This window comes from Mycobacterium lentiflavum, from assembly GCF_022374895.2.
Classification (GTDB): Bacteria; Actinomycetota; Actinomycetes; order Mycobacteriales; family Mycobacteriaceae; genus Mycobacterium; species Mycobacterium lentiflavum.
Genome location: NZ_CP092423.2, coordinates 780,394 through 801,926, shown reverse-complemented (window position 1 = coordinate 801,926; position 21,533 = coordinate 780,394). Strand labels below are relative to the sequence as shown.

Annotated in this window: 23 protein-coding genes and 1 pseudogene; 8 read left to right on the top strand and 16 right to left on the bottom strand. The window is 66.4% G+C overall.

Annotated elements, in window-relative coordinates:
* Positions 1 to 6: 6 nt before the first annotated feature.
* Positions 7 to 267, bottom strand: coding sequence for a glutaredoxin family protein (locus tag MJO58_RS03910; protein WP_239722068.1), 261 nt, complete (start codon positions 265 to 267; stop codon positions 7 to 9).
* Positions 268 to 360: 93 nt separating this feature from the next.
* Between MJO58_RS03910 and MJO58_RS03905 the strand changes: the two genes are divergently transcribed.
* The 5 genes from MJO58_RS03905 (at position 361) to MJO58_RS03885 (ending at position 3,707) form a co-directional block, all read left to right on the top strand.
* Positions 361 to 672, top strand: a complete 312-nt coding sequence (locus MJO58_RS03905; RefSeq protein ID WP_239722067.1) for a WXG100 family type VII secretion target — start codon at positions 361 to 363, stop codon at positions 670 to 672.
* Positions 665 to 955, top strand: a complete 291-nt coding sequence (locus MJO58_RS03900) for a WXG100 family type VII secretion target (protein ID WP_090599843.1) — start codon at positions 665 to 667, stop codon at positions 953 to 955. Before MJO58_RS03905 ends, MJO58_RS03900 begins: the two co-directional genes overlap by 8 nt.
* 317 nt (positions 956 to 1,272) lie before the next feature.
* A complete protein-coding gene (locus tag MJO58_RS03895; protein WP_090608424.1) occupies positions 1,273 to 2,190 on the top strand; it encodes an HAD family hydrolase in 918 nt (305 codons plus the stop codon).
* A 46-nt stretch (positions 2,191 to 2,236) separates the two neighbouring features.
* The gene (locus tag MJO58_RS03890; RefSeq protein WP_090599838.1) at positions 2,237 to 2,770 is read left to right on the top strand and encodes an FAS1-like dehydratase domain-containing protein; all 534 of its coding nucleotides are present in this window, start codon (positions 2,237 to 2,239) and stop codon (positions 2,768 to 2,770) included.
* Positions 2,771 to 2,780: 10 nt separating this feature from the next.
* Complete coding sequence (locus tag MJO58_RS03885) at positions 2,781 to 3,707, top strand: cyclopropane mycolic acid synthase family methyltransferase (protein ID WP_090599833.1); 927 nt, start codon at positions 2,781 to 2,783, stop codon at positions 3,705 to 3,707.
* Positions 3,708 to 3,803: 96 nt separating this feature from the next.
* On the opposite strand, the gene MJO58_RS03880 is transcribed toward MJO58_RS03885, so the two are convergent.
* From MJO58_RS03880 to MJO58_RS03840, 9 genes are all read right to left on the bottom strand, one after another.
* Positions 3,804 to 4,883 (bottom strand): lysophospholipid acyltransferase family protein, encoded by a 1,080-nt coding sequence (locus tag MJO58_RS03880; protein ID WP_090599830.1) that lies wholly within the window; start codon positions 4,881 to 4,883, stop codon positions 3,804 to 3,806.
* On the bottom strand, positions 4,865 to 5,992 hold the full coding sequence (locus tag MJO58_RS03875; RefSeq protein WP_239722066.1) for an SDR family oxidoreductase: 1,128 nt from the start codon (positions 5,990 to 5,992) through the stop codon (positions 4,865 to 4,867). The genes MJO58_RS03880 and MJO58_RS03875 overlap by 19 nt, the downstream gene beginning before the upstream one ends.
* Before the next feature lie 83 nt (positions 5,993 to 6,075).
* A complete protein-coding gene (locus tag MJO58_RS03870) occupies positions 6,076 to 6,177 on the bottom strand; it encodes a 30S ribosomal protein bS22 (protein WP_003402602.1) in 102 nt (33 codons plus the stop codon).
* Positions 6,178 to 6,360: 183 nt separating this feature from the next.
* Complete coding sequence (locus MJO58_RS03865; RefSeq protein ID WP_036466538.1) at positions 6,361 to 6,615, bottom strand: cell division/environmental response transcriptional regulator; 255 nt, start codon at positions 6,613 to 6,615, stop codon at positions 6,361 to 6,363.
* Between the two features lie 140 nt (positions 6,616 to 6,755).
* A complete protein-coding gene (gene proC / locus MJO58_RS03860; protein WP_239723154.1) occupies positions 6,756 to 7,634 on the bottom strand; it encodes a pyrroline-5-carboxylate reductase in 879 nt (292 codons plus the stop codon).
* A 36-nt stretch (positions 7,635 to 7,670) separates the two neighbouring features.
* Positions 7,671 to 8,495, bottom strand: coding sequence for a thioesterase family protein (locus tag MJO58_RS03855; protein WP_239722065.1), 825 nt, complete (start codon positions 8,493 to 8,495; stop codon positions 7,671 to 7,673).
* Between the two features lie 25 nt (positions 8,496 to 8,520).
* On the bottom strand, positions 8,521 to 9,363 hold the full coding sequence (locus tag MJO58_RS03850) for a sugar phosphate isomerase/epimerase family protein (protein ID WP_239722064.1): 843 nt from the start codon (positions 9,361 to 9,363) through the stop codon (positions 8,521 to 8,523).
* A gap of 16 nt (positions 9,364 to 9,379) precedes the next feature.
* A complete protein-coding gene (locus MJO58_RS03845; protein ID WP_239722063.1) occupies positions 9,380 to 10,510 on the bottom strand; it encodes an Rv0497 family membrane protein in 1,131 nt (376 codons plus the stop codon).
* Complete coding sequence (locus MJO58_RS03840; RefSeq protein WP_175364344.1) at positions 10,507 to 11,523, bottom strand: Ppx/GppA family phosphatase; 1,017 nt, start codon at positions 11,521 to 11,523, stop codon at positions 10,507 to 10,509. Before MJO58_RS03840 ends, MJO58_RS03845 begins: the two co-directional genes overlap by 4 nt.
* Positions 11,524 to 11,697: 174 nt before the next feature.
* Here MJO58_RS03840 and MJO58_RS03835 point away from each other — a divergent pair, with 174 nt between their 5' ends.
* Positions 11,698 to 12,483 (top strand): DUF3109 family protein, encoded by a 786-nt coding sequence (locus MJO58_RS03835; protein ID WP_090599810.1) that lies wholly within the window; start codon positions 11,698 to 11,700, stop codon positions 12,481 to 12,483.
* A 15-nt stretch (positions 12,484 to 12,498) separates the two neighbouring features.
* The gene (locus MJO58_RS03830) at positions 12,499 to 13,434 is read left to right on the top strand and encodes a tocopherol cyclase family protein (protein ID WP_239722062.1); all 936 of its coding nucleotides are present in this window, start codon (positions 12,499 to 12,501) and stop codon (positions 13,432 to 13,434) included.
* 27 nt (positions 13,435 to 13,461) lie between these two features.
* On the opposite strand, the gene MJO58_RS03825 is transcribed toward MJO58_RS03830, so the two are convergent.
* Positions 13,462 to 15,300, bottom strand: coding sequence for a PPE family protein (locus tag MJO58_RS03825; protein ID WP_239722061.1), 1,839 nt, complete (start codon positions 15,298 to 15,300; stop codon positions 13,462 to 13,464).
* A 729-nt stretch (positions 15,301 to 16,029) separates the two neighbouring features.
* Here MJO58_RS03825 and MJO58_RS03820 point away from each other — a divergent pair.
* Positions 16,030 to 16,506, top strand: a complete 477-nt coding sequence (locus MJO58_RS03820; RefSeq protein WP_090599799.1) for an NUDIX hydrolase — start codon at positions 16,030 to 16,032, stop codon at positions 16,504 to 16,506.
* A 133-nt stretch (positions 16,507 to 16,639) separates the two neighbouring features.
* Here the strand turns inward: MJO58_RS03820 and regX are convergent, their stop codons facing one another.
* The 5 genes and pseudogenes from regX to mshA all read right to left on the bottom strand — a co-directional run bounded on the left by regX (position 16,640) and on the right by mshA (position 21,498).
* Positions 16,640 to 17,323: a two-component sensory transduction protein RegX gene (gene regX / locus MJO58_RS03815; RefSeq protein ID WP_090599796.1), complete on the bottom strand. Its 684-nt coding sequence runs from the start codon at positions 17,321 to 17,323 to the stop codon at positions 16,640 to 16,642.
* Positions 17,320 to 18,549: a sensor histidine kinase gene (locus MJO58_RS03810; protein ID WP_090599792.1), complete on the bottom strand. Its 1,230-nt coding sequence runs from the start codon at positions 18,547 to 18,549 to the stop codon at positions 17,320 to 17,322. Before MJO58_RS03810 ends, regX begins: the two co-directional genes overlap by 4 nt.
* 162 nt (positions 18,550 to 18,711) lie before the next feature.
* The gene (locus MJO58_RS03805) at positions 18,712 to 19,461 is read right to left on the bottom strand and encodes a phosphoglyceromutase (protein WP_090599788.1); all 750 of its coding nucleotides are present in this window, start codon (positions 19,459 to 19,461) and stop codon (positions 18,712 to 18,714) included.
* A gap of 115 nt (positions 19,462 to 19,576) precedes the next feature.
* Positions 19,577 to 20,105, bottom strand: a pseudogene (locus MJO58_RS03800) (type III secretion system chaperone family protein); the annotation flags it as partial.
* A gap of 58 nt (positions 20,106 to 20,163) precedes the next feature.
* Positions 20,164 to 21,498, bottom strand: coding sequence for a D-inositol-3-phosphate glycosyltransferase (gene mshA, locus MJO58_RS03795; RefSeq protein WP_239722060.1), 1,335 nt, complete (start codon positions 21,496 to 21,498; stop codon positions 20,164 to 20,166).
* Positions 21,499 to 21,533: the final 35 nt, after the last annotated feature.

The window sequence follows — 21,533 nt, the reverse complement described above, 5'->3', positions numbered from 1 at the left end:
GCAGCGTTATCGAGTCAGGTCGGCGCGCAGCCGCGGCTCGTCGATCTCCCAGTAACTGTGCTCCCGGCCATCCAGCAAAATCACGGGCAGCCGGTCGCCGAACTCGGCCCGCAGCCCGGGGTTGCCGGCCGCCGCGGCGGCGTCGACGTCGGTGGTGGCCAGGTCGAAATCCAGCTCCCCGGCTAATTCCGTCAGCCGTGTGTGGGCCCGCTCGCAGATGGTGCATCCGTCGCGAGTCAGCAGCTCCACCTTCGGGCGCTCAGTCATGGCACCAGTGTGGCATCGGCCCTGGGTCACCGGCCGACCTCGGGCACCTCACGGTGAATTGTGGCGCGCTCCGGCAATAATTAAGTTTCGGCTATGGCTGCCGACAACGACCTGCGCGCCGACCCGCAGATGATGGCTGGATTCGCCCAGGCGCTGCTGGGTGGCGCCGAAAGCCTCCGGAATCAGCTGGCCGAGCTGGACGGTCACGTCGGCGAAATGCTCGGCGGCTGGCAGGGCGGATCAGGAAGCGCCTACTCGGCCGCATGGGAGCTGTGGCATCGCGGGGCCCGCGAGGTCGAGACCGGATTGTCGGTCTTGGCCGAGGCGGTAGACCAAGCCGGCAAGGGATATCAGCACAATGAGGCCGCCTCCGCGCAACTGGTTCGGCGGGTGCACCGTGGCTGAGGCGTTTCGGGTGGATCCGCAGACATTGGCGGATGCCGTGCAGCGGATGGCGGAATTTCAACGCTATGCCGAGAGCATGTTGAGCGAAATCGACTCTCTGGTAAGCAATCTGCACACGACGTGGACGGGTGTGGGGGCGGCTGCCCATGCCGAGGCCCATCAACACTGGGCTCGCGGCGAGGCGATGATGCGTGAGGCGCTGGCTCGGCTGCGAACGGCCGGTGCGACGGCGCACAGCAACTACACCGGCGCCATGTCGACGAACTTGGCGATGTGGTCGTGAGCTAATGGTACTAATTCGAGCACGGGCGGTGTGGCGTCCAACAATGCATCCCTGACGATGACAGGGCCGGCCCCACCACCGGAATAGACGGTGTGTCGACCCGGCGTGCACGACAAGTTGCGCATCGGCACTGTCGGGGCCAAACGCTAAGGGCACGAGGCTATTTCACATAGTCAACCGATCGTCACCACGCCGACATCCGTCGTGACAGCAAGCCATGCCAGAGGCGTAAACCCGACCATGACACCTGCCGGATAGGGTTGATGGCGGCCGCAGCACCGGCCACTAGGCGGCCCGGCGATCTAGGAGGTGTGGCGATGACTTCCTCAGAGTCGGATGAGTCGGACAACGCCGACCCCGCCACTCGAGTTGACCTGGAGTCCGTGGCCGCTAATGCCAGTGCCGCCCGCGCGCTCGAAGGCCTGCAGGAGGCGACCGCCGCGGAGGGTGGCCCGCAACCGCCGATCGACCTGACCGCCGCGGCGTTCTTCGACGTCGACAACACGTTGGTGCAGGGCTCCTCCGCGGTGCATTTCGGTCGCGGTCTGGCCGCTCGCAACTACTTCACTTATCGCGACGTGATCGGATTCATCTACGCGCAGGCCAAGTTTCAGCTGCTCGGCAAGGAGAACAGCAACGACGTCGCCGCCGGCCGACGCAAAGCACTCACCTTCATCGAAGGCCGCTCGGTCGAAGAGCTGGTCAGTCTCGGCGAGGACATCTACGACGAGATCATCGCCGAGAAGATCTGGGCCGGCACTCGGGAGCTCACCCAGATGCACCTGGACGCGGGCCAGCAGGTGTGGCTGATCACGGCAACGCCGTATGAGCTCGCCGCGACCATCGCGCGTCGGCTCGGCCTGACCGGCGCCCTCGGCACCGTCGCGGAGTCGGTGGACGGCGTCTTCACCGGTCGGCTCGTCGGCGACATTCTGCACGGCCCGGGCAAGGCGCACGCCGTGCGGTCCCTGGCGATCCGCGAGGGCCTCAACCTCAAACGGTGTACGGCCTACTCCGACAGCTACAACGACGTGCCGATGCTGTCGCTGGTGGGCACGGCGGTCGCCATCAACCCCGACGCCCGTCTGCGCAGCCTGGCCCGGGAACGGGGATGGGAGATCCGCGACTTCCGGACCGCTCGCAAGGCCGCGCGGATCGGGGTGCCGTCGGCACTGGCGCTCGGCGCCGCGGGCGGTGCGCTGGCCGCGTTGGCATCCCGGCGCCAATCCCGCTGATAGGCTGCGCCGCTGAGCATCGATTAAGTGGGGAGTCCGCAACGCCATGACACCATCAGAGGGGGCCACGACCCTTCCCGAGGGCACCCAAGGCCTCATCGGCAGCCATTACCGGGCGCCGGACTACTTCGAGGTCGGACGCGAGAAGATCCGGGAGTTCGCGGCCTCGGTACAAGACGACCACTCGACGCACTTCAACGAGATTGACGCCGCTGAAGCCGGGTATCCGGCCGTCGTGGCCCCGTTGACATTCCTGGCAATCGCCGGACGTCGGGTGCAGCTGGATATCTTCACGAAGTTCAGCATCCCGATCAACATCGCCAGGGTGCTGCATCGCGACCAGAAATTCACCTTTCACCGCCCGATCCTGGACGGCGACAAGTTGTACTTCGATACGTATCTAGACTCGGTCATCGAGTCACACGGCACTGTCATCGCGGAGATCCGCAGTGAGGTGACAGACGCCGCGGGCAAACCGATCGTCACCAGCATCGTTACGATGCTCGGTGAAGCCTCACATCCAGACGCGCGCGCTGAAGAAACCGTCGCCGCGATTGCATCAATATCTGCACGAAAGTAGGGTCGATTTAATGACGTCCCAGGGGGAAACGGGTGGCACCCAGCTCAAGCCGCCAGTCGAAGCAGTCCGGTCGCATTACGACAAGTCGAACGAGTTCTTCAAGCTTTGGCTTGACCCGTCAATGACCTACAGCTGCGGCTATTTCGACGAAAATCCGGATCCGCAGAATCTCACGAAGACGCTCGAAGAGGCGCAGTACGCGAAGCGCAAGCTGGCCCTGGACAAGCTGAACCTTGAGCCCGGCATGACGCTGCTCGACATCGGCAGTGGCTGGGGCTCGACAATGCGGCACGCGGTCGCCGAGTACGACGTCAACGTCATCGGCCTGACGCTCAGCGAGAACCAGCACGCCCACTGCGTGGCTGAGTTCGACAAGATGGACAGCCCCCGCCGCAAAGAGGTGCGGATCCAGGGCTGGGAGGAATTCCCCGACGAGCCGATCGACCGCATCGTGTCACTGGGCGCTTTCGAGCACTTCGCCGACGGTGCCGGTGACGCCGGCTACGAGCGGTACGCGACCTTCTTCAAGAAGTACTACGACCTGCTGCCCGACGACGGCCGCATGCTGCTGCACTCGATCGTGGTCCCCAGCCGCGAAGAGGGCAACGCGATGGGCCTGAAGGTGAACATGACCCTGCTGCGGTTCATCAGCTTCATCTTGAAGGAGATCTACCCGGGCGGAAAGTTGCCCCAGGTCGATCTGGTCGACAAATACTCGACAGACGCGGGTTTCAAGATCGAGCGACACCACTTCATCGGCAAGAACTACGTCCCGACGCTGACCGCGTGGGCCGATGCCCTCGAAGCCCACAAGGAAGAGGCGATCGCCCTGAAGGGGCAGGAGACCTACGACATCTACCTGAAGTACTTGCGCGGCTGCTCGGACCTGTTCCGCGACGGCTACACCAACGTCTGCCAGTTCACTCTGGTCAAGTAACTCGTAACGCAAGACGCCCCGGCACCATTCGGCCCGGGGCGTTTTCGTTTCTGCGCGTAGATGTGGTCGAGGCGCCCAAGAAGTCGACGTTCGGCGCTAACCGAGAAAGACGTTGCGACGCCCGGCCAGCAGCCGGTACAGCGTCTGCTGGATCGTCTCGCGCACCTGGTCGGTCAGCTCGAAGGTGACCATCGGGTCCTCGGCGTCGGACGCGGCGTAGTCGTTGGTGTAGATCGGCTCACCGAACGCGATGCGCCACTTCGACGGCAGCGGCACCAGGCCGGCCGGACCGGCCAACGGGAACAGTGGGGTGAGCGGGAAGTAGGGCAGGCCGAACAGGCGCGCCAGCAGCTTAACGTCGGTCAGCATCGGGTAGATCTCTTCGGAGCCGATGATCGAGCACGGAATGATCGGCGCCTTGGTACGCAGCGCTGCCGTCACGAAGCCACCGCGACCGAACCTCTGCAGCCGATAACGGTCCTCGAAGCGCTTGCCTAGGCCCTTGTAGCCCTCCGGGAACACCGCGGTGAGTTCGCCCGCGGCCAGCAGCCGGTGCGCGTCCGTCGTGCAGGCCATCGTGTGACCCGCCTTGCGGGCGGCTTCGCCAACCAGAGGTAGGTCGAACACCATGTCGGCGGCCAGCAGCCGCATGTCCCGCCGCGCCGGATGCTCGTCGTGTACGGCCACCGACAACATCAGTCCGTCGAACGGCAACACCCCGGCGTGATTGGCGACCAACAACGCCGGACCTTCGGTCGGCAGGTTCTCGATACCGCTGACCTCGCAGCGGAACCAGTTCTTGAAAAAGAACCTCAGCAAAGGCCGAACGATCGCGTTGTTGAAGTGCGGATCGAACCCGAATTCGTCGACGCTGTAATCACCCGTCAGCCGCTGCCGGAGAAATCCGGCAACCGCGGCGACTTGTTGCGCAAACTCGTTGAGCGGGGCCTCAGTTGACGAAGTCCCCCCGCCGACGCGACGGTGCTCGTCGATCTCGCGGACCACCGCGGCGATCTGTTCGGCCGATGCCGGGCCGTGCGGATCGGACATCAGGGAAGGATGTTGACGCGAGGCTTCGGCTCTCCGGCGAGCTGCGACGCGACTCCTATTGCTATGCAGGGGAATGACATTCGCTCTGGTTTCACCCGCCACGATATCTACCTGACCCCACCCCATGGAATTGGATTTCGGCTTCCCCAGCGCTGCGCTAAGGCTATGGCGCGACCCTCCATGGAGCGTACCCGATGTGGGTCGATTATGGGAGTCAGGCCACGACCACGGACGTAGTCGTCAAACGCCTCCGCAGTCGACCATTTCGGCTGGTAGCCGAGCTCGCTACGCATCCTCGAGGTGTCCATGACTCGGCCATAACTCAAGTAATTGAATTGTTCACGATTGATCTCCGTGTAGCGGTTAGCTCGTCTCAGCGAATCGAGCGCCCACACACCGAAACCCGGTACCGGTAACGGAATCCGGCCCGCTCGACGGATCGCCTGCGACAGCATGATGATGCCGTCGGCGCCGATGTTGAAGGTGCCGGCCTTGCCGGCCATCGCTGCCCGCTCCAGTGCGCCCAACGCGTCTTGCTCGTGTAGCAATTGCAATCGCGCGTCGCGCCCGAACATGGTCGGGACCACCGGGCCCGCCAGATACCGCGACAGCGTGGTGTCCATCGCGGGGCCAATCATGTTGGCCAGCCGCAGAATCGTCACCGCGATATCGGGGCGACGCCGGCCCAGTCCGCGCGCGTATCCCTCGATATCTAGGGAGTCCTTGGCGAAACCATTGCGCAGCGGACGACGGCTACTGCTGTCCTCGGTGAACATCACCGGGTCGTGCGGGCTCGACCCGTATACCTCGGAGGTTGACTTCAGCACGACACGTCGGACCGACGGCGCTTTCTGGCAGGCCGCGAAGAGTTGCATCGCGCCCATCACGTTCAGTTCCTTCAGCGCCGCCGTACCGCCGGAGCGTGGCGCGTATGACGCCGCGGCGGCGTGTACCACCGTGTCGACGTCGCCGTTGCGAATTACCTTGGCTATGAAGGGGTTACGAATGTCGGCGCGGACGAACTCAGCCCGTCCCATCCGGCGCAGCATGTCCTTGCTCGGGGCAATCGCGTCCACCGCGATGACTCCTTGGATCAGCGGGTTCTGCGCCAGCCGGGCAATCAGGTAGCCGCCAAGAAACCGGCATGCACCGGTCACCAGCACCACCTTCGGGTAGTGCACGTTGTTATCCGCGTTGTCGCCGGTTCCGGCACCGCCCCCGCTCGACGAATCCACCCGAACAGCCTAACGGCCGAGCTGATCCGCGGCGCTACGGCCGCGCAGTGGTCGGCGAGTACATGAGTGTGGCGAAGCGGGGCTTACTTGCCGAGTTTTCTGCGCTGCACTCGCGTGCGGCGCAGCAGCTTGCGGTGCTTTTTCTTCGACATACGCTTGCGCCGCTTCTTAATTACTGAACCCATGAACTCCGCTATCTGACCTGTGACCGCTTCTTAAGGACTGCTAAAGGACTTGAAAACTTCCGGGGTCACTTTACCCGGCGGGCCGCACCGAACACCAAACCGCCGGTCGCGCGGCCGCTTGAGTGGCCGCGCCCCACGCGTCGGTCCCGATCCGTCCGCCGGCGTCACGCGGCGGGGTCCGGCTCAGCCGGCGTCGAAGTAGGACGTCTCCAACATGTCGTGCACCGCCTTGGCGTGCACGCGGAAGGACCGGCCAACTCGCACCGCCGGCAGCTCTCCGTTGTGCACCAAGCGGTAAACCGTCATCTTGGAGACCCGCATCAGGGCGGCCACCTCGGCGACGGTGAGAAATTGTGTCCTTGCCTGGCTATCGGCCGAAGCTGTGTCCCGCGGCTTACCTGCGGAATCTCGCGCCGATGGCCCGTTCGTAGACGTCATCGCAACCCAATCGTGTCAGGCCCGCGCAACGCCAGCGGCTTCCCCTCCGCCGGCACCCACACGGGCATACAGAAAGGAGAATAGCGGGACTAGTGGGGTTACTGGTACTGGTGGGGGACAATCATTTTGAAATCTTTAAATTATTCCGATGTAATTCTTAGCTGCTCAGAGCGCGTTTTTGCGGCCTGAACGGCCGCGTCGACGGCTGAGCGCAGGCCCCCTCTTTCGAGTTCGCGCAGCGCAGCGGCGGTGGTACCGCCAGGCGAGGTCACCATGGCTCGCAGTTGCGCCGCGGTGGCGTCCGACTGCTTGCCCATTGCCTCGCTGTCGGCCGGCCCCGGCTGCTGATCCAGTCGTTCCAGCAGCAGCGCCGCCGATCCGGCCATGGTCTGTGCCGTCAGGTCTGTCGCCACGCCCCGGCTCAGACCCGCCGCGACGCCGGCGTCCACCAGTGCCTCGACCATCAGAAAGAAATACGCGGGTCCGGAGCCCGACAGTGCGGTTACCGCATCCATTTGGGATTCGGGCACGGTCAGCACGCCGCCGACAGCGTCGAACAGCGCCGTCACCTCCTCGAGCTGCGGCGCGGTGACGAAACGGCCCTTGGCCAGCGCGGTCACCCCCGCACCCACCACTGCCGCCGCGTTCGGCATCGCCCGGATCACCGGCGTCCCGGCAGGCAACTTGGACTCGAAGGAGGCGAGCGTGATTCCCGCCGCGACGGTGACGAAAACCTGCTCGGCGCCGTCCCCCTCGACGGCGGAAGCGGCCTTGGTCAGCTTCTCCATCAGCGACTCGACGTCGGCGGGCTTCACCGCGACGACGATGAACGTCGCGCCACTCACCGCATCGCCCACCGACGACGTCACCAGCACCGAATACGTGTCGGCCAGATACTTGGCGCGTTCCGGGACACGTTCGGCCACCACCAGGTCCTTGACCTTCCGCCCGGACCGAAGCAGACCCGACAGCAGGGCCTCGCCCATGCTGCCACCACCGATGATCGCGATTCTCGCCACGGGAGAAAGCATCGCAGACAGCGTGGCGTCTGCTGGCTACCGGGGCGCAGGCACCAGTGCCAATTGCCGCGACTGCACGACGAGTCGGCCCAAGCTGTCGACGACGATGTGGTCTTCGTCGAACCAGTCGTGGCCGATCTCCAGGCAGGTACAGATCACGCGCAGCCAGCCATCGGCCGGCAGGGCGCGCAGGAAGGCGGTCAGCTGGATCGTAGGCGCCCAGCCGGTGCGCTCCACGGCGAACGTCACCGGCGCGGACAGATCGCCGCACATCAGCGCGAAGAGGCCGTCAGGAGCGACGCCGCGCGGCCGCGCCCACATCTGCAGCATCGGGGGCCGGCCGTCGGTACTGGGCGCCAGCGTCGACAGCAGCGGCCGCACATCGCAGCCCTCGCCCAGATGCACCAGGCCGGCCAGCGGGTGGCCGGGCCCGATCGGTTCGATGTCGTCGGGCGGTTCGGGCGCCATCAGGTCCAGGACCGGGTTCGCCGACAGCAGCGGCGCGGTCTCGCCGCCGGGTTCGAAGTGCTCCGGCTCACCCAGGTTGACCACCGCGTGGACGGCGGTGCGATCGCCCTGCGTGAGTTCGACGTCGACGACGCTGATCCGCCGGCCGCGCTTGCGGATCGAGGTGATCAGCCGCATCGGCCCCGGATCGGGTGCCCACAGGAAGCTCGCCGACACCGCCACCGGTTCGTGCCCGGCCTCGGCGCAGGCGTGCCGCGCGGCGTTGGCACACAGTGCCAGCATCGCGCCGCCGTGCACCTTGGGACCGATGGTCCAGTGCTTGTTGAGTTCTCCCTCGAATACACCCGGATTGACCTCCCGCAGCGTCATTGCGGTGGTGAATAGCGCGGTCATGGTCTCCTGGGGGGTCAAGGCGCGGTCAGCGCATCAGATGCGTGCGGGCGAACTGCAGCGATTCGGCGAGCATGGCTTCGCGCTCGCTGGCCGAGCGGGCGCTGGAAGTGGACACCTCGAGGATGGCGTGGCCGGCGAAATGGCCGGCTGCCAGCAGCTGGCACACCTCGGCGGTGGGTTGGGTGCCGCGCCCGGGCACCAGATGCTCGTCGGCGGGCAGGCCGCTGCCGTCGCACAGATGCAGATGCACCAGCCCGGCGCCCATCCGCTCGGTCATTTCCAGCGCGTCGGTGCCGGCGGTCGAGGTATGCGACAGGTCCAGCGTGTAGTGCGCGTGGTTGCCGTCCAGCGGGTCGTACGACGGCGAGAACGCCGAAATCGCCGGTCCCGGCCCACCGCCGCGCCGGCGCATCCGTTCCCGCGACTGGTCGGTCCCGAAGAAGCGGTCGGCCCGGAACGGGAACATGTTCTCCACCGCGACCATCACGTCGCTGGACGCTTCCAGGGCCGTCACCTGTTCGCTGAATCCTTCCGCGTAGCGCCGCTGCCAGCGGAACGGCGGGTGCACGACGACGGTTTGGGCGCCGAGCTCCTCGGCCGCCCGCACGCTGCGTTCCAGCTTGGGAATCGGATTGGAGCCCCACACCCGCTGGGAGATCAGCAGGCAGGGCGCGTGTACCGACAGCACCGGCACCTGATAGCGCTGCGACAGCTTCTTGACGGCGGCGATGTCCTGGCTGACCGTTTCGCTCCACACCATCAACTCGACGCCGTCGTAGCCGAGCCTGGCCGCGTACTCGAATGCCGCCTCGGCCCTCAACGGGTAGACCGAGGCCGTGGACAGGCCGACCTTGATTGCTGGACGCACTGTTGCGGGTAACCGCTCAGCCGGACTGCATCGAGAGCGCCAGCGGTCCCAGGGTGATCAGCGCGCCGACGGCCACCGCGATCAGCGTGCTCGCGATGTCCTCGGTTTTGCGCACCACCCGCACTCCGGCCACCAGACCGAGGATGACCAGCACCGACAGCACCAGGGCCACCAGGCTATTCCATCGCCACAGTTGGTCGAACGCGATGAAGAGCCCGGCGCCGAATGCGACGGCCAGCATCGACTGCAACACGATCAAGCTGCCGCGCCAGAGGGCCTCGAGTTTGCCGGGCGCCGGGTGGACGTCCCTGGTCTTGTCCGCGCGGGCCGGCGCATCGACGCCGTCTTGGGCGGGCGCCTCTTCCGAGGTCAGCGAGTCCGCGTCGGCGCTCTCTCGCTCGTCGCTGCGCCGCCGGGCCACTTCGTCGGCGAGGGTCTGGCCGCCGAACAGCGTCGAATCTGACGCCTGCAGGTAGGAGCGCACGTAGGCGGAATCCTTGGTCGCGGGTTCGGCTTCGCGCACCTCGGAGTCCATGACGTCCACCGGGATGTCGGCGTAATGCTCGATCGGATCCGGGCTCATGTCCTCGGCTCCGGAGGGTGCCTGGGGCTTACCGGCGGGCTTCGTCCGCGGCTCGGCTTCTGATGTATCCGGACGCCGCGGCCGGGGGTAGGCACTGCGCTCGGGCCCTACCCGCGGCGGCTGCGGCGGCGACTTGGGCCACCGGGGCTCGGGCCTGGCCGCCGGCTCGGGCCTGGCCGCCGGCTCGGGCCTGGCCACCGGCTTAGGCCGGTCCTCCGTGACCGGCTCGGGCCTGGCCACCGGCTTGGGCCCGTCCTCGGTGACCGGTTCGGCGACGACGGCTTGCGAGCCGGGTTCGGGCGCCGCTTCGACCTCGGCCTCGGGTTGGGCGACCTCGACGGCCCCATTGGCCTCGGGTGTTGTCTCGCCGTGCTCGTCGTCGTCACGGATGACGGGAATCTCGCCGGTCAGCTCGGCGACGGTGACCGTGTCGCTGTCGCCGCGCCGGCGGCGCCGGCGTCGGGTGACCGCCGGGGCGCCGATGGTTCCGTTCCTGGCCAGCAGTTCGGCCACCGAGATGGGCCGGGTACCGGGGCTTTCGGTCTCTGAGTGTGGTCCGGTCATGGTTTGTCGCCTCTCGATCGGTGGGTGTTCCGATCTACTGCCTGACCTCCAGCATTACGCACCGGCGTCTCGACGAGGGCCGTTCCGTCGGCTTCGCTGTCGAGCTTGCGCAAGATGAGACCTTCCCGTAACGCCCACGGGCAGATATCCACTGTTTCTATCGAGAGCGCTCGCATACTCGCCTCCGCCACCAAAGCGCCCGCCACGATCTGCGGCGCCCGCTCGGCGCTGACTCCTTCCAATTCCGCCCTGTCAGCGGTGGTCATCCTAGATATGAAAGATATGAGTTGCCTGAGGCCGTTGGCCGTCAGCGTCCGCTTGACACGTGGTCCGGCGGCCGACGGCGCCGCGCCGGTGAGCCGGGCCAGCGACCGGAACGTCTTCGACGTTGCCACCGCGAGGTCCGGGCCGCCAGCTTCGAGCACGGCGACGCTGGCGTCGGCCAGCTCTGCGTCCAGCCAATCGCGCAACATCGCCACCCGGCGCCGTCCGGGCGGATCGTCGGGCAGCCACTCGCGGGTCAGCCGGCCGGCACCCAGCGGCATCGACAAGGCGACTTCGGGCTCTTCGTCAACGCCGCTGGACAGCTCCAGCGAGCCGCCGCCGATATCGAGGTTGATGATCCGCCCGGCGCTCCACCCGTACCAGCGGCGCACCGCCAGGAAGGTCAGCCGCGACTCGTCCACCCCGGTCAGCACTTGCAACTCGACACCGGTCTCTTTGCGCACCCGGGACAGCACGTCGTCGGAATTCTCGGCGTCGCGGACCGCGGAGGTGGCGAAGGCCATCAGCTCCGCGCAGCCGGAGCTGATGGCGATCTTGGCGAACTCATCGATCGTGGAGATCAATTTTTCGGCCCCGCGCTTGGTGATCTTTCCCGAACTGTCGGTGGCCTCGGCCAAGCGCAAGGTGGCCTTCGTCGAACTCATCGGGGTGGGGTGCCCACCGCGGTGGGCATCGACCACCAGCAGATGGACCGTATTGCTACCCACGTCGAGCACGCCTAATCGCACGAAAACAAACTAGCGGGACGACGATGCGCTTTGGGTTGCGCCCCGCTGACGAGCACAACAATCCGATATCGGCCTACGCGACTTGGAAGCAATTCAAGATCGGCTGATCCGCGCTCCAGCGGGCGCGAGTGTCCGCGAGTCGACGGACATGAATTTTGGTCTAACGTTGCATCCGTGGCGAATTCACACCCCGAGCCCGGGCAAGAAGTCGAATTGGATTTTGCCCGTGAATGGGTGGAATTCTTCGATCCGGACAATCCGGAACACTTGATCGCGGCCGACCTGACGTGGTTGCTGTCGCGCTGGACGTGCGTGTTCGGCACCCCGGCCTGCCGCGGCACGGTGGCGGGCCGACCGGATGACGGGTGTTGCTCGCACGGCGCGTTTCTGTCCGACGACGACGACCGCGCCGGCCTGGACGATGCGGTCAAGCAACTCACCGCGGCCGATTGGCAATTCCGCGAAAAAGGTTTGGGCCGCAAGGGTTATCTCGAGCTCGACGAACATGACGGCCAACCCCAACACCGCACCCGCAAATATAAAGGCGCGTGCATTTTCTTGAACCGGCCCGGCTTTCCCGGCGGCGTCGGCTGTGCGCTGCACAGCAAGGCACTCAAGCTGGGCGTGGCACCGCTGACGATGAAACCCGAGGTTTGCTGGCAGTTGCCGATCCGGCGCAGCCAGGAATGGGTGACCCGGCCCGACGGCACGGAGATCCTCAAGACCTGGATCACCGAATATGATCGCCGCGGCTGGGGCTCCGGCGGCGCCGACCTGCACTGGTACTGCACCGGCGATCCGGCTGCACACGTCGGCGCCAAGCAGGTATGGGAAAGCCTGGCCGACGAACTCACCGAGCTCCTCGGTTCCAAGGCCTACGCCGAATTGGCGGCAATGTGCAAGCGCCGCAGCCAATTAGGGCTCATCGCCATCCACCCGGCGACCCGAATCGCGGAGTAGCCCTTAGGGGTAGCAGTGGACGAAGAGACGCGGTCGGCGGCCGCCCCATGCTGGCGAGGCGAGGCCGGTCGGCTCGAGGTCTGGTACGCCACCCTGTCCGATCCGCTGACGCGCGCCGGGCTGTGGATTCACGGCGAGACGGTCGCCCCCACTCAGGGCGGCGCCCCCTACGCGCACGGCTGGGCGACCTGGTTTGCGCCCGACAGCCCGCCGCGGACCGAGCGGTTCGGCCCCGAGCCGGCCCAACCCGCGACCGGCGCGGTCTGGTTCGACGCCGGTGGCGTACGCGTGGGACCCGAAGGACTGACCGGTCGGGCAGGATCCTTCGGGTGGGAGCTGTCGTGGACCGACACCAGCAGGCCGTTGTGGACGTTTCCTCGCGTGGCTTGGGAGCACGAGCTGCTGCCCGCCGCCCAGGTGGTGGTAGCACCCACCGCCGATTTCTCCGGAGTGCTGAACATCGACGCGGCCACCCATCACGTCGGCGGCTGGCGCGGCGCCGTCGCCCATATCTACGGGCACGGCAACGCCAAGCGCTGGGGATGGATCCACGCCGACCTCGGCGGTGGTGACGTCCTGGAAGTGGTCACCGCGGTGTCGCAACGGCCCGGGCTGCGGCGGCTCGCGCCGATGGCCTTCATTCGCTTCCGCATCGACGGAAAAGATTGGCCCGCAAGCCCTTTGCCGTCGCTTCGGATGCGGACCACGCTCGGGCTGGAGCATTGGCATCTCCAGGGACGCATCGGGAACCGCGAGGTGTCCATCCGGGTCGACCAGCCCGAGGAACGTTGTGTGAGCCTGCAATACACCGATCCCGACGGGTCCACCGCGGTATGCACCAACAGCGAGCAGGCCGACGTTCGCATCGAGATCAGTCACCGCGAGGGCCGCAACCGAGTCGTCGACCACACCTGGTCGGTGCTGGGGCATGCCGAGGTCGGTTTGCGCTAGCAGCCGCGTTGGCCGCGGCGCCAGCCGCTACTCAACACTGCCGAGTACGTCCAACGCCCCATTGATACCGACGTCAGGTTGGATTCCCGAGAGGCCCGACAGGCCTGCGTTTCCGGACAGGCTTGTCGCACTCGACACACTGCTGAGCGAACCGAGAGTCGGTGCCGACGCCGCGCCGGCCGAGCCAGCGGAGGACACGCCGAGGCTGGGGTCGACGCCCGCGACGACGGTGCCGTCGGCGAGCACCGTGGTAATACCGGTCTGGCTGACGGCGACGCCGTTGTCGATGACCAAACTGCCTTGGGCAGTGGCATTTCCGACTGCGAGTGTGACGTCATGGGGGACGGCGAGGGCGCTGGCCTTGAGAGCCATTGCGCTTTTAGGGGCGACCGCGAGGTGCGCATGCGTGCCCACGGCGAGGCTGCTCTTCAGGGCGCTCAGGTTGCCCACGGCGTCGAGGCTTCCCTGCGGGGCAATGGTGACGCTGCTGTAGCTCAGGTCAACGGAGGCGCCGGGGCCAGTGCCGAATGACAGCCCGGCACCGACCGAGAAGTGCGCCGAATCCCCGACGGAGACGGCGGAGCCGGGGCCGACAGTGAACGAGCTGGAGGCCATCGTGCCGTCGGGGGCGACGGAGCCGACGCTCACCGACCCCGAGGTGACGGAGACGGAGCCACCGTGGGCCACGGCGACCGAGCTGCCGGGGCCGACGGAGATGGAGCCCGAGCCCACGGAGACGGAGCCAGGGGCCGCCGCGGTGGCGGTGGAGCCCGACACGGTGGCGTCCGAGCCGACGCTGAGGGAGCCGCCGGACGCGACCTGGACGGAGCCGGAGCCGACGGAGACGGAGCCGGATCCGATGGTGACGGAGCCCGGGCCGGTGCCGACCGTGACTGGGCCAGAACCGGTGACTGAGCTGGAGGCGAGCAAGGCGGAGGCGTTGGGGCCGGCGCTACCGACGGTCAATGAGCCACCTTGGCCGATGCTGAGGGCCCCCACCGAGCTCCCCTGGCCGACGGTGACGGAGCTGGCCTGACCGATGGTGAGGGCGCTGCTCTGTCCGAGGGTGACGGAGCTGGCCTGACCGATGGCCAGTGAGCCGCCTTGGCCGATGCTCAGCGTGCTGCCGGGGCTGACGGCGAGGCTGGCGCCGGGGCCGAGGCTGACCGTGCCGCCGGTGGGAACAGTTGCAGTGATAGTGCTGCCGCTGGCATTGACAACCTGGATATTGGCGCTGACCGCCGAACTGAGAACCTTGTTGAGCTCCGCTTGGGTTTCAACAGCGATGGAATTGCCGGCGGCCTGAGCGGCCGCGCTGGCCTGGTCAGCCGCCCCGGCCGGATTGGTGGTTTGCGGCGGCTCGTCGAACGGTTTCAGCGCGCTCGCGGACTCAGAAGCACTGGCGTAGCTGTACATCGCGGTGGCGTCCTGAACCCACATCTCGGCGTACTGGGCTTCGCAGGCCGCGATCGCCGGGGTGTTCTGCCCCAAAAAATTGGTCGCGACCAACACCATCAACTGCAGCCGGTTGGCCGCGACGAGCTGCGGGGGCACCGTCATCGCGAACGCCTCGTCGTAGACCGCCGCTGCCGCGTAGGCCTGCGCTGCGGTTTCCCCGGCCTGAGCGGCGGCAGCAGACAACCAGTCCACATAGGACGTGGCCGCGTCGCTCATCATCATCGACGATGGGCCCAACCACGCTTGGCCGGTCAGCGCCGAGACCTCCGACGCGCAGCCGCTCGCGGTCGACTCCAACTCGACGGCCACCGCGTCCCAGCCCGCCGCTGCCGCCAGCATTGGTCCCGACCCGGGGCCGCTGTACATGAGACCGGAATTGATCTCCGGAGGCATCAGCGCAAAGTCCATGGCTTGCCTCTTTTCGAGTTAAGCGCGGCGATTTTCGACACGAGTACATTAACGCGGCACACGTGAACGCCTAGTGAAAGCATGCTTAAGCTCCGCGGTAACCATGGGGTGGACCCGTGAAATGCTCGGCGGCACTGTCATTTCGGGGACGATCGCCAGCGGTCGGCAGCGAGTTTGTCGCCGTTTAACGCATTTTTAAGCCACATTTCTTCTGGCTTAATTCTGGTGTCGGGCCGTTGATTTTACCGTTACCAAAAGCTAAACACCGAGCTTCGATTCTTTCGGCGGCATTAGGTGCGCGCACCTCGGGCACACCACTGCCGCGTGGGTCCGCGCACGGCACTGCCGCAGTGCAGAGCCGACTCCAGCAAGCTCAGCCGCCATGGCCCAACATCGTGCGATCGACCTCTGTGCCACAACATGTTTGAGATCGTTGCGATACGACAAACGAACGACTAGCGCTCGAATCAAATCGAAATCATTGAGCGACAACGTAAATGCTTCACCATCGACCGACACGACGCGGGTCCCGCCGTCGCTACCCGAAGCTATACGGCAGGCGAGCGCCTAGCCTTCGAGCTTGTCGCCCAGCCCGCGCACCGTCACCAGGTGCACTGGGTTGCCGGGTCGGCTTGCGCTGAGCGGGCGTGCATCTCGACGGCCCAGGAGACGATCCACGCCCTGCGCACACACTCGCGCCCAGGTCGAGATCCTGTGTTAGGAAGGTGTGTGCCGGTTCCCGACTTCATCGTTGAGTTGCGTCGCGCGATTGGCCATGCGCCGTTGTGGTTGCCCGGTGTTACCGCCGTCACCATTCATGACCACAAAGTTCTGTTGGTGAAGCGATCGGACAACGGCGCCTGGACAGCGGTGACGGGAATCGTGGAACCGGGCGAGAATCCAGCGGATTGCGCTGTGCGCGAAGTGCTCGAAGAAGCCGGGGTTCGGGTGCGGGCCGTCCGACTCGCCTGGGTCCATGTCGGCCAGCCGACGGTGCACGCCAACGGCGATCACGCGCAATACCTGGATCACGTGTTTCGGATGAAGTGGCTATCCGGGGAGCCGTATGCGGCCGACGACGAGAGCACCGAGGCGAGGTGGTTCGATCTCGACGAGCTCCCACCGATGACAGCGAACATGCGTCGGCGCATCGAGATAGCCGCGGCCGACGAGGAGCCGACGATGTTCGACTCCAACAGCCCCTAGGGCCCCAGTGCGCATCCAGGGCGTTGAGCGTGCGCGCTGGGCGAGAAATCGCTCGGAGTCCCCGCCCTCAGTGCACACTCAACGAAAAATGCTGAGCGACAACGAAAGCGGGCCAACGAGAGCCTGCTGCGAGCTAGCCTTCGAGCTTGTAGCCCAGCCCGCGCACCGTCACCAGATGCACCGGGTTGGCGGGGTCGGCTTCGATCTTGGACCGCAGCCGCTTGACGTGGACGTCGAGCGTCTTGGTGTCGCCGACGTAGTCCGCGCCCCACACCCGATCGATCAGCTGTCCACGGGTCAGTACCCGGCCGCTGTTGCGCATCAGGTACTCGAGCAGGTCAAACTCCTTGAGCGGCAACGTGATTGTGTCGCCGTTGACCGAAACGACGTGCCGCTCGACGTCCATCCGGACCGGACCGGATTCCAATACGCCGTCACTGATCTCGGAGTCGTCGTCGCCGCCCCGGCGCAACACCGCCCGGATCCGGGCAATCAACTCGCGCGCCGAATAGGGCTTGGTCACATAGTCGTCGGCGCCGAGCTCCAAGCCGACCACCTTGTCGATCTCGCTGTCGCGGGCCGTCACCATGATCACCGGCACGCTGGAGCGAGCGCGCAACTGCTTGCACACGTCGGTGCCCGACATGCCCGGCAGCATCAGATCAAGCAGCACGATGTCCGCGCCGGCACGGTCGAACTCGGACAGCGCCGCTGACCCATCGGTCACCACGGTGGCTTCAAAGCCTTCCTTGCGCAGCAAGAAGGCCAGTGGATCGGCAAGCGACTCCTCGTCCTCCACGATCAGCACACTGGTCATCGACTTAGTTCTTCCTCTCGTTGGGATCTGCTGGGTCGCGCTTCGCGAGCCCGGGGCTGCTCGGTTTCCTCGTCGCTATCGGTGTCTTGATAGGCCGGGATGGACAACGTGAACGTCGAACCAGTTCCCGGCTTGCTCCACACGCCGATGCTGCCGTCGTGATTGGCCGCAACGTGTTTGACGATCGCCAGCCCCAGCCCACTACCGCCGGTGGCTCGCGAACGCGCCTTGTCCCCCCGGAAAAACCGCTCGAAGACCCGCTCCTGGTCTTCTAGCGCAATCCCGATCCCGCGGTCGGTAACCGCGATTTCGATGTTGTCGCCACGACGGCGACGGCTGATCGACACCGGCGAGCCCGGCGGCGAGTAGGCGATCGCATTCGAGACCAGATTGGCCAATGCGGTCACCAGCAGCGTTTGATCCCCCAGCACCCGCAAACCGGTGGGCGAGTCGGTGCGAACCTCGATCTTGGCATTGTCCGCAGCCACCTTGTGACGTGAAATCGCTTCTGCCACAACGGTATCGACCTCGACAGCGACGACGTTGGGCAATCGCTCGGCGCCCTGCAGCCGGGACAGCTCGATGAGCTCGGCGACCATGTCGCCCAACCGGTTGGCCTCGATCAGCACCTTCTCGGCGAAGCGGCGCACGGTTTCGGAGTCGTCCGCCGACGCCAGCAGTGCCTCGGCCAGCAGCGCCATAGCACCGACCGGAGTCTTGAGCTCGTGGCTGACGTTGGCCACGAAGTCGCGACGGGTGGCCTCCATGCGCGCGTGGTCGGACTGGTCGTGAACGAAGACGACCGCGAATCGGCGGTCTTCCTCACTGAGCAGCGTCGCCTGTCCGTGCACCGATATCCCGGACCGACCTGCCGCCCCGCGCTTGCCGGGCTGCAGGTCGAATTCGACGACCTCGCCGCCCAGCGCCTGCTGCGCCGCCTGCCAAGCCTGGTCGTCGAGCTGCCGATCGCGCACCAGCCCCAATTCCTTGGCCCGCTCGTTGAGGTAGACGACATCGCGATGCGAATCCACGACCGCGGCGCCCAGCGGCATCAGGGTGACGATTTGCTGCAGCATCTGCGCGACGGTGATGCCGGTCGACTCGGTGGCCACTCGCTGGCGCCGTCGCACCACGCGTGCGGACAACCGAGTGCCGGCCGCCACTCCGACGGCCAGCGCCAGCAAGGACAAGACCCCGGCCAGCAACAGCGCCGAGAACACAGTCACGAACAAAATCCTACAAATCTGGTGAACGCAGCCCTAGCGGAACGAGGCCAAAATCGGACAAGTCACAACTTGCGCTACAGGTGTTCGGCTGCAGTTCATGCGGAATTTGGCCTACGGGCTTTTGGCGCTCAAAAGCGACGGAACTTGAGCCGCGCGTCAATCCTACCGGGCACCCTGGCTGGCTACCGCCGCGGCGCCCGCGGCCGCTGCCTCCGGGTCCAGGTAAGTGCCGCCGGGCACCACCGGACGCAAATCGGCATCCAGGTCGTAGCGAAGTGGAATGCCCGTCGGAATGTTCAGCTCGGAGATCTCGTCGTCGGAGATCCGGTCGAGGTGCTTGACGAGGGCACGCAGCGAGTTGCCGTGGGCGACGATCAGCACCGTCTTGCCGAAGCGCAGATCCGGGACGATCACGTCGGTCCAGTACGGCAGGAAACGCACCACCACGTCGGCCAGGCATTCGGTGAGCGGACCGCCGCCGATGTCGGCGTAGCGCGGGTCGGCGTCCTGGCTGAATTCGCTGCCCTTCTCGATCGGCGGCGGGGGGGTGTCGTAGCTGCGCCGCCAGGCCATGAACTGCTCGTCGCCGTAGCGGGCCTTGGTCTCGGCCTTGTCCAGGCCCTGCAGCGCCCCGTAGTGGCGTTCGTTGAGCCGCCAGCTGCGTCGCACCGGGAGCCACAGCCGGTCGGCGGCGTCCAACGCCAGGTGCGCCGTGGTGATCGCGCGGCGCAGCAGCGAGGTGTAAAGCACGTCGGGCCGCAGGCCGTGCTGGGTCAGCAGCTCGCCGCTGCGAACCGCTTCGGCCCGGCCCTTTTCGGTCAGTCCGACGTCGACCCATCCCGTAAACAGGTTCAGCGAGTTCCATTCACTTTCGCCGTGACGAAGCAGCACCAGCGTCGCAGTGTCACCCATGCCGGTCAGTCTCTCACGCAGGGTGTGGCGCTCGCCGAACTAGTCGGAGCGGTCGCCATCGTCTTCGTCGTGCCCCGATTCTCGACTCTCCCCCGCAAGCGGGAGGTGCCCCCACCTCATCGCGCTTCGCGCTCTGCATCGTCGTCTTCGTCGATCAGGTGCGCGAACGCCTCCAGATTCTTCAACGATTCGCCCCGGGATACCCGCCAATCCCATTCCTTCTGGATCGACGAGCGAAAACCCAACTCCAGCAACGTATTAAAGTCCGAATCCACCGCTTCGAGCACCTGGCCGAGCACCCGGTCGATTTCGTCGGCGTCCACCGATGCCAGCGACATCCGGCCGACCAGGTAGATGTCGCCGACGTTGTCCAACGTGTAGGACACGCCGTAGAGCCGGCGGTTGCGCTTGAGCAGGAAGCGGTAGACGCCCTCATGGTTCTCATCGGGCTTGCGGCACACGAACGCCTCGACGCGCACCGAGTGTTCACCGATGCTCAAGATGGTGTTGGTCTTGAGCTTGCGCTCACCGGGCAACTCGACGATCAGACCACTCAGACCGCCATGTGCGCCTTCGTGTTTCGAGTACGTCAGCTCGCTAGCATCCAGCGCACGCTCGATGACCTGCTGCACGGCTTTGGTCACGAGCCCCGCTCTCCCCCGCCAGCGGGAGGTGCCCCCACTGCATCGTCGGCGGCGCGACTCATGCGCCCACCCCGCGGCGCGGCGTCCAATGACGCGGTTTACGCGCCGCTACCCGGTCGCGAACCCGGCGCTGCCGCGCGGCGGTGAAATCGCCGATGGCCCGTCGATAGCTGGCCAGCAGCGCGTCGGTGGTGTTCTCCCACGAGAACGTCGCCGCGTGCGCAGCCGCGGCCCGGCTCATCGCCGCGCCCTGCGCCGTGCCGTCCAGGCACAGCAGCTCGTCGAGCGCGTGGGCCCAGTCGTCGACGTCATGCCCGGGCACCAGCGAGCCGGTCACACCGTCGCGCACCGCGACCGGCAGCCCGCCGACCGCTGCCGCCACCACCGGCGTGCCACACGCCTGCGCCTCGACGGCGACCAAGCCGAAAGACTCCGAATAGCTGGGCACTGCAACAAGATTCGCGGCCTGGAACAGGGTCGCCAGGTTCGGCCGGGACTGCGGCGGCAGAAACGTCACCCGCTCGCGGATGCCCAGTTCATCGGCCAGGCGAACCAGTCCGTCCGGGCTGGCCAGGCCACTGCCCGACGGCCCGCCGGCCACCACGATGCGCACGCCCGGCAGTTTGGCCGCCGCCCGCAGCACGATGTCGGGCGCCTTCAGCGGCTGGATTCGTCCGACGAACGCCACGACCTGTTCGTCGAGCGCAAGACCCAGCGCGGCACGGGCCGCCCGGCGTTCGCCCGGGTGGAACACCTCCAGATCGACGCCGGGATGGACCACGTCGATCCGCTCGGGGTCCGCGTGATGGATCGAAACCAGTTGCCGCGCTTCGTCTTCGGTGTTGACGATCAGCCGGTCCGCCTCGTCGACGACCTGCTGCTCCCCCACCGTGCGCAGCGGCGGCTCGGGCGCGTCGCCGGCCGCCAGTGCGGCGTTCTTAACCGCGGCAAGGGTGTGCGCGGTGTGCACCAGCGGCACCGCCCAACGGTCGCGGGCCAGCCAGCCGACCTGTCCGGACAGCCAGTAGTGCGAGTGCACGATGTCGTAGTAACCGGGCTCATGCGAGGCTTCGGCACGCAGTACCCCGGCCGCGAAGGCGCACAGCTGGGTGGGCAGGTCGTATTTGTCCAGGCCCTCGAACGGCCCGGCCACGACGTTGCGCACCAGCACTCCGGGCTCAACCTCGACGACCGGCGGATCGGCGGACGCGGTGGCCCGGGTGAAGATCTCCACCTCGATGCCCCGCCGGGCCAGATGCAACGCACTTTGCAGCACGTACACGTTCATCCCGCCGGCATCACCGGTACCCGGTTGAGCCAACGGCGAGGTGTGCACTGCCAATAGCGCGACCCGGCGCGGATCGCTGCGCAGGAGGACGTCGTTGTGCCGCACACTTTCATCTTTACAGCACGGTCCGGCAGCCAGCC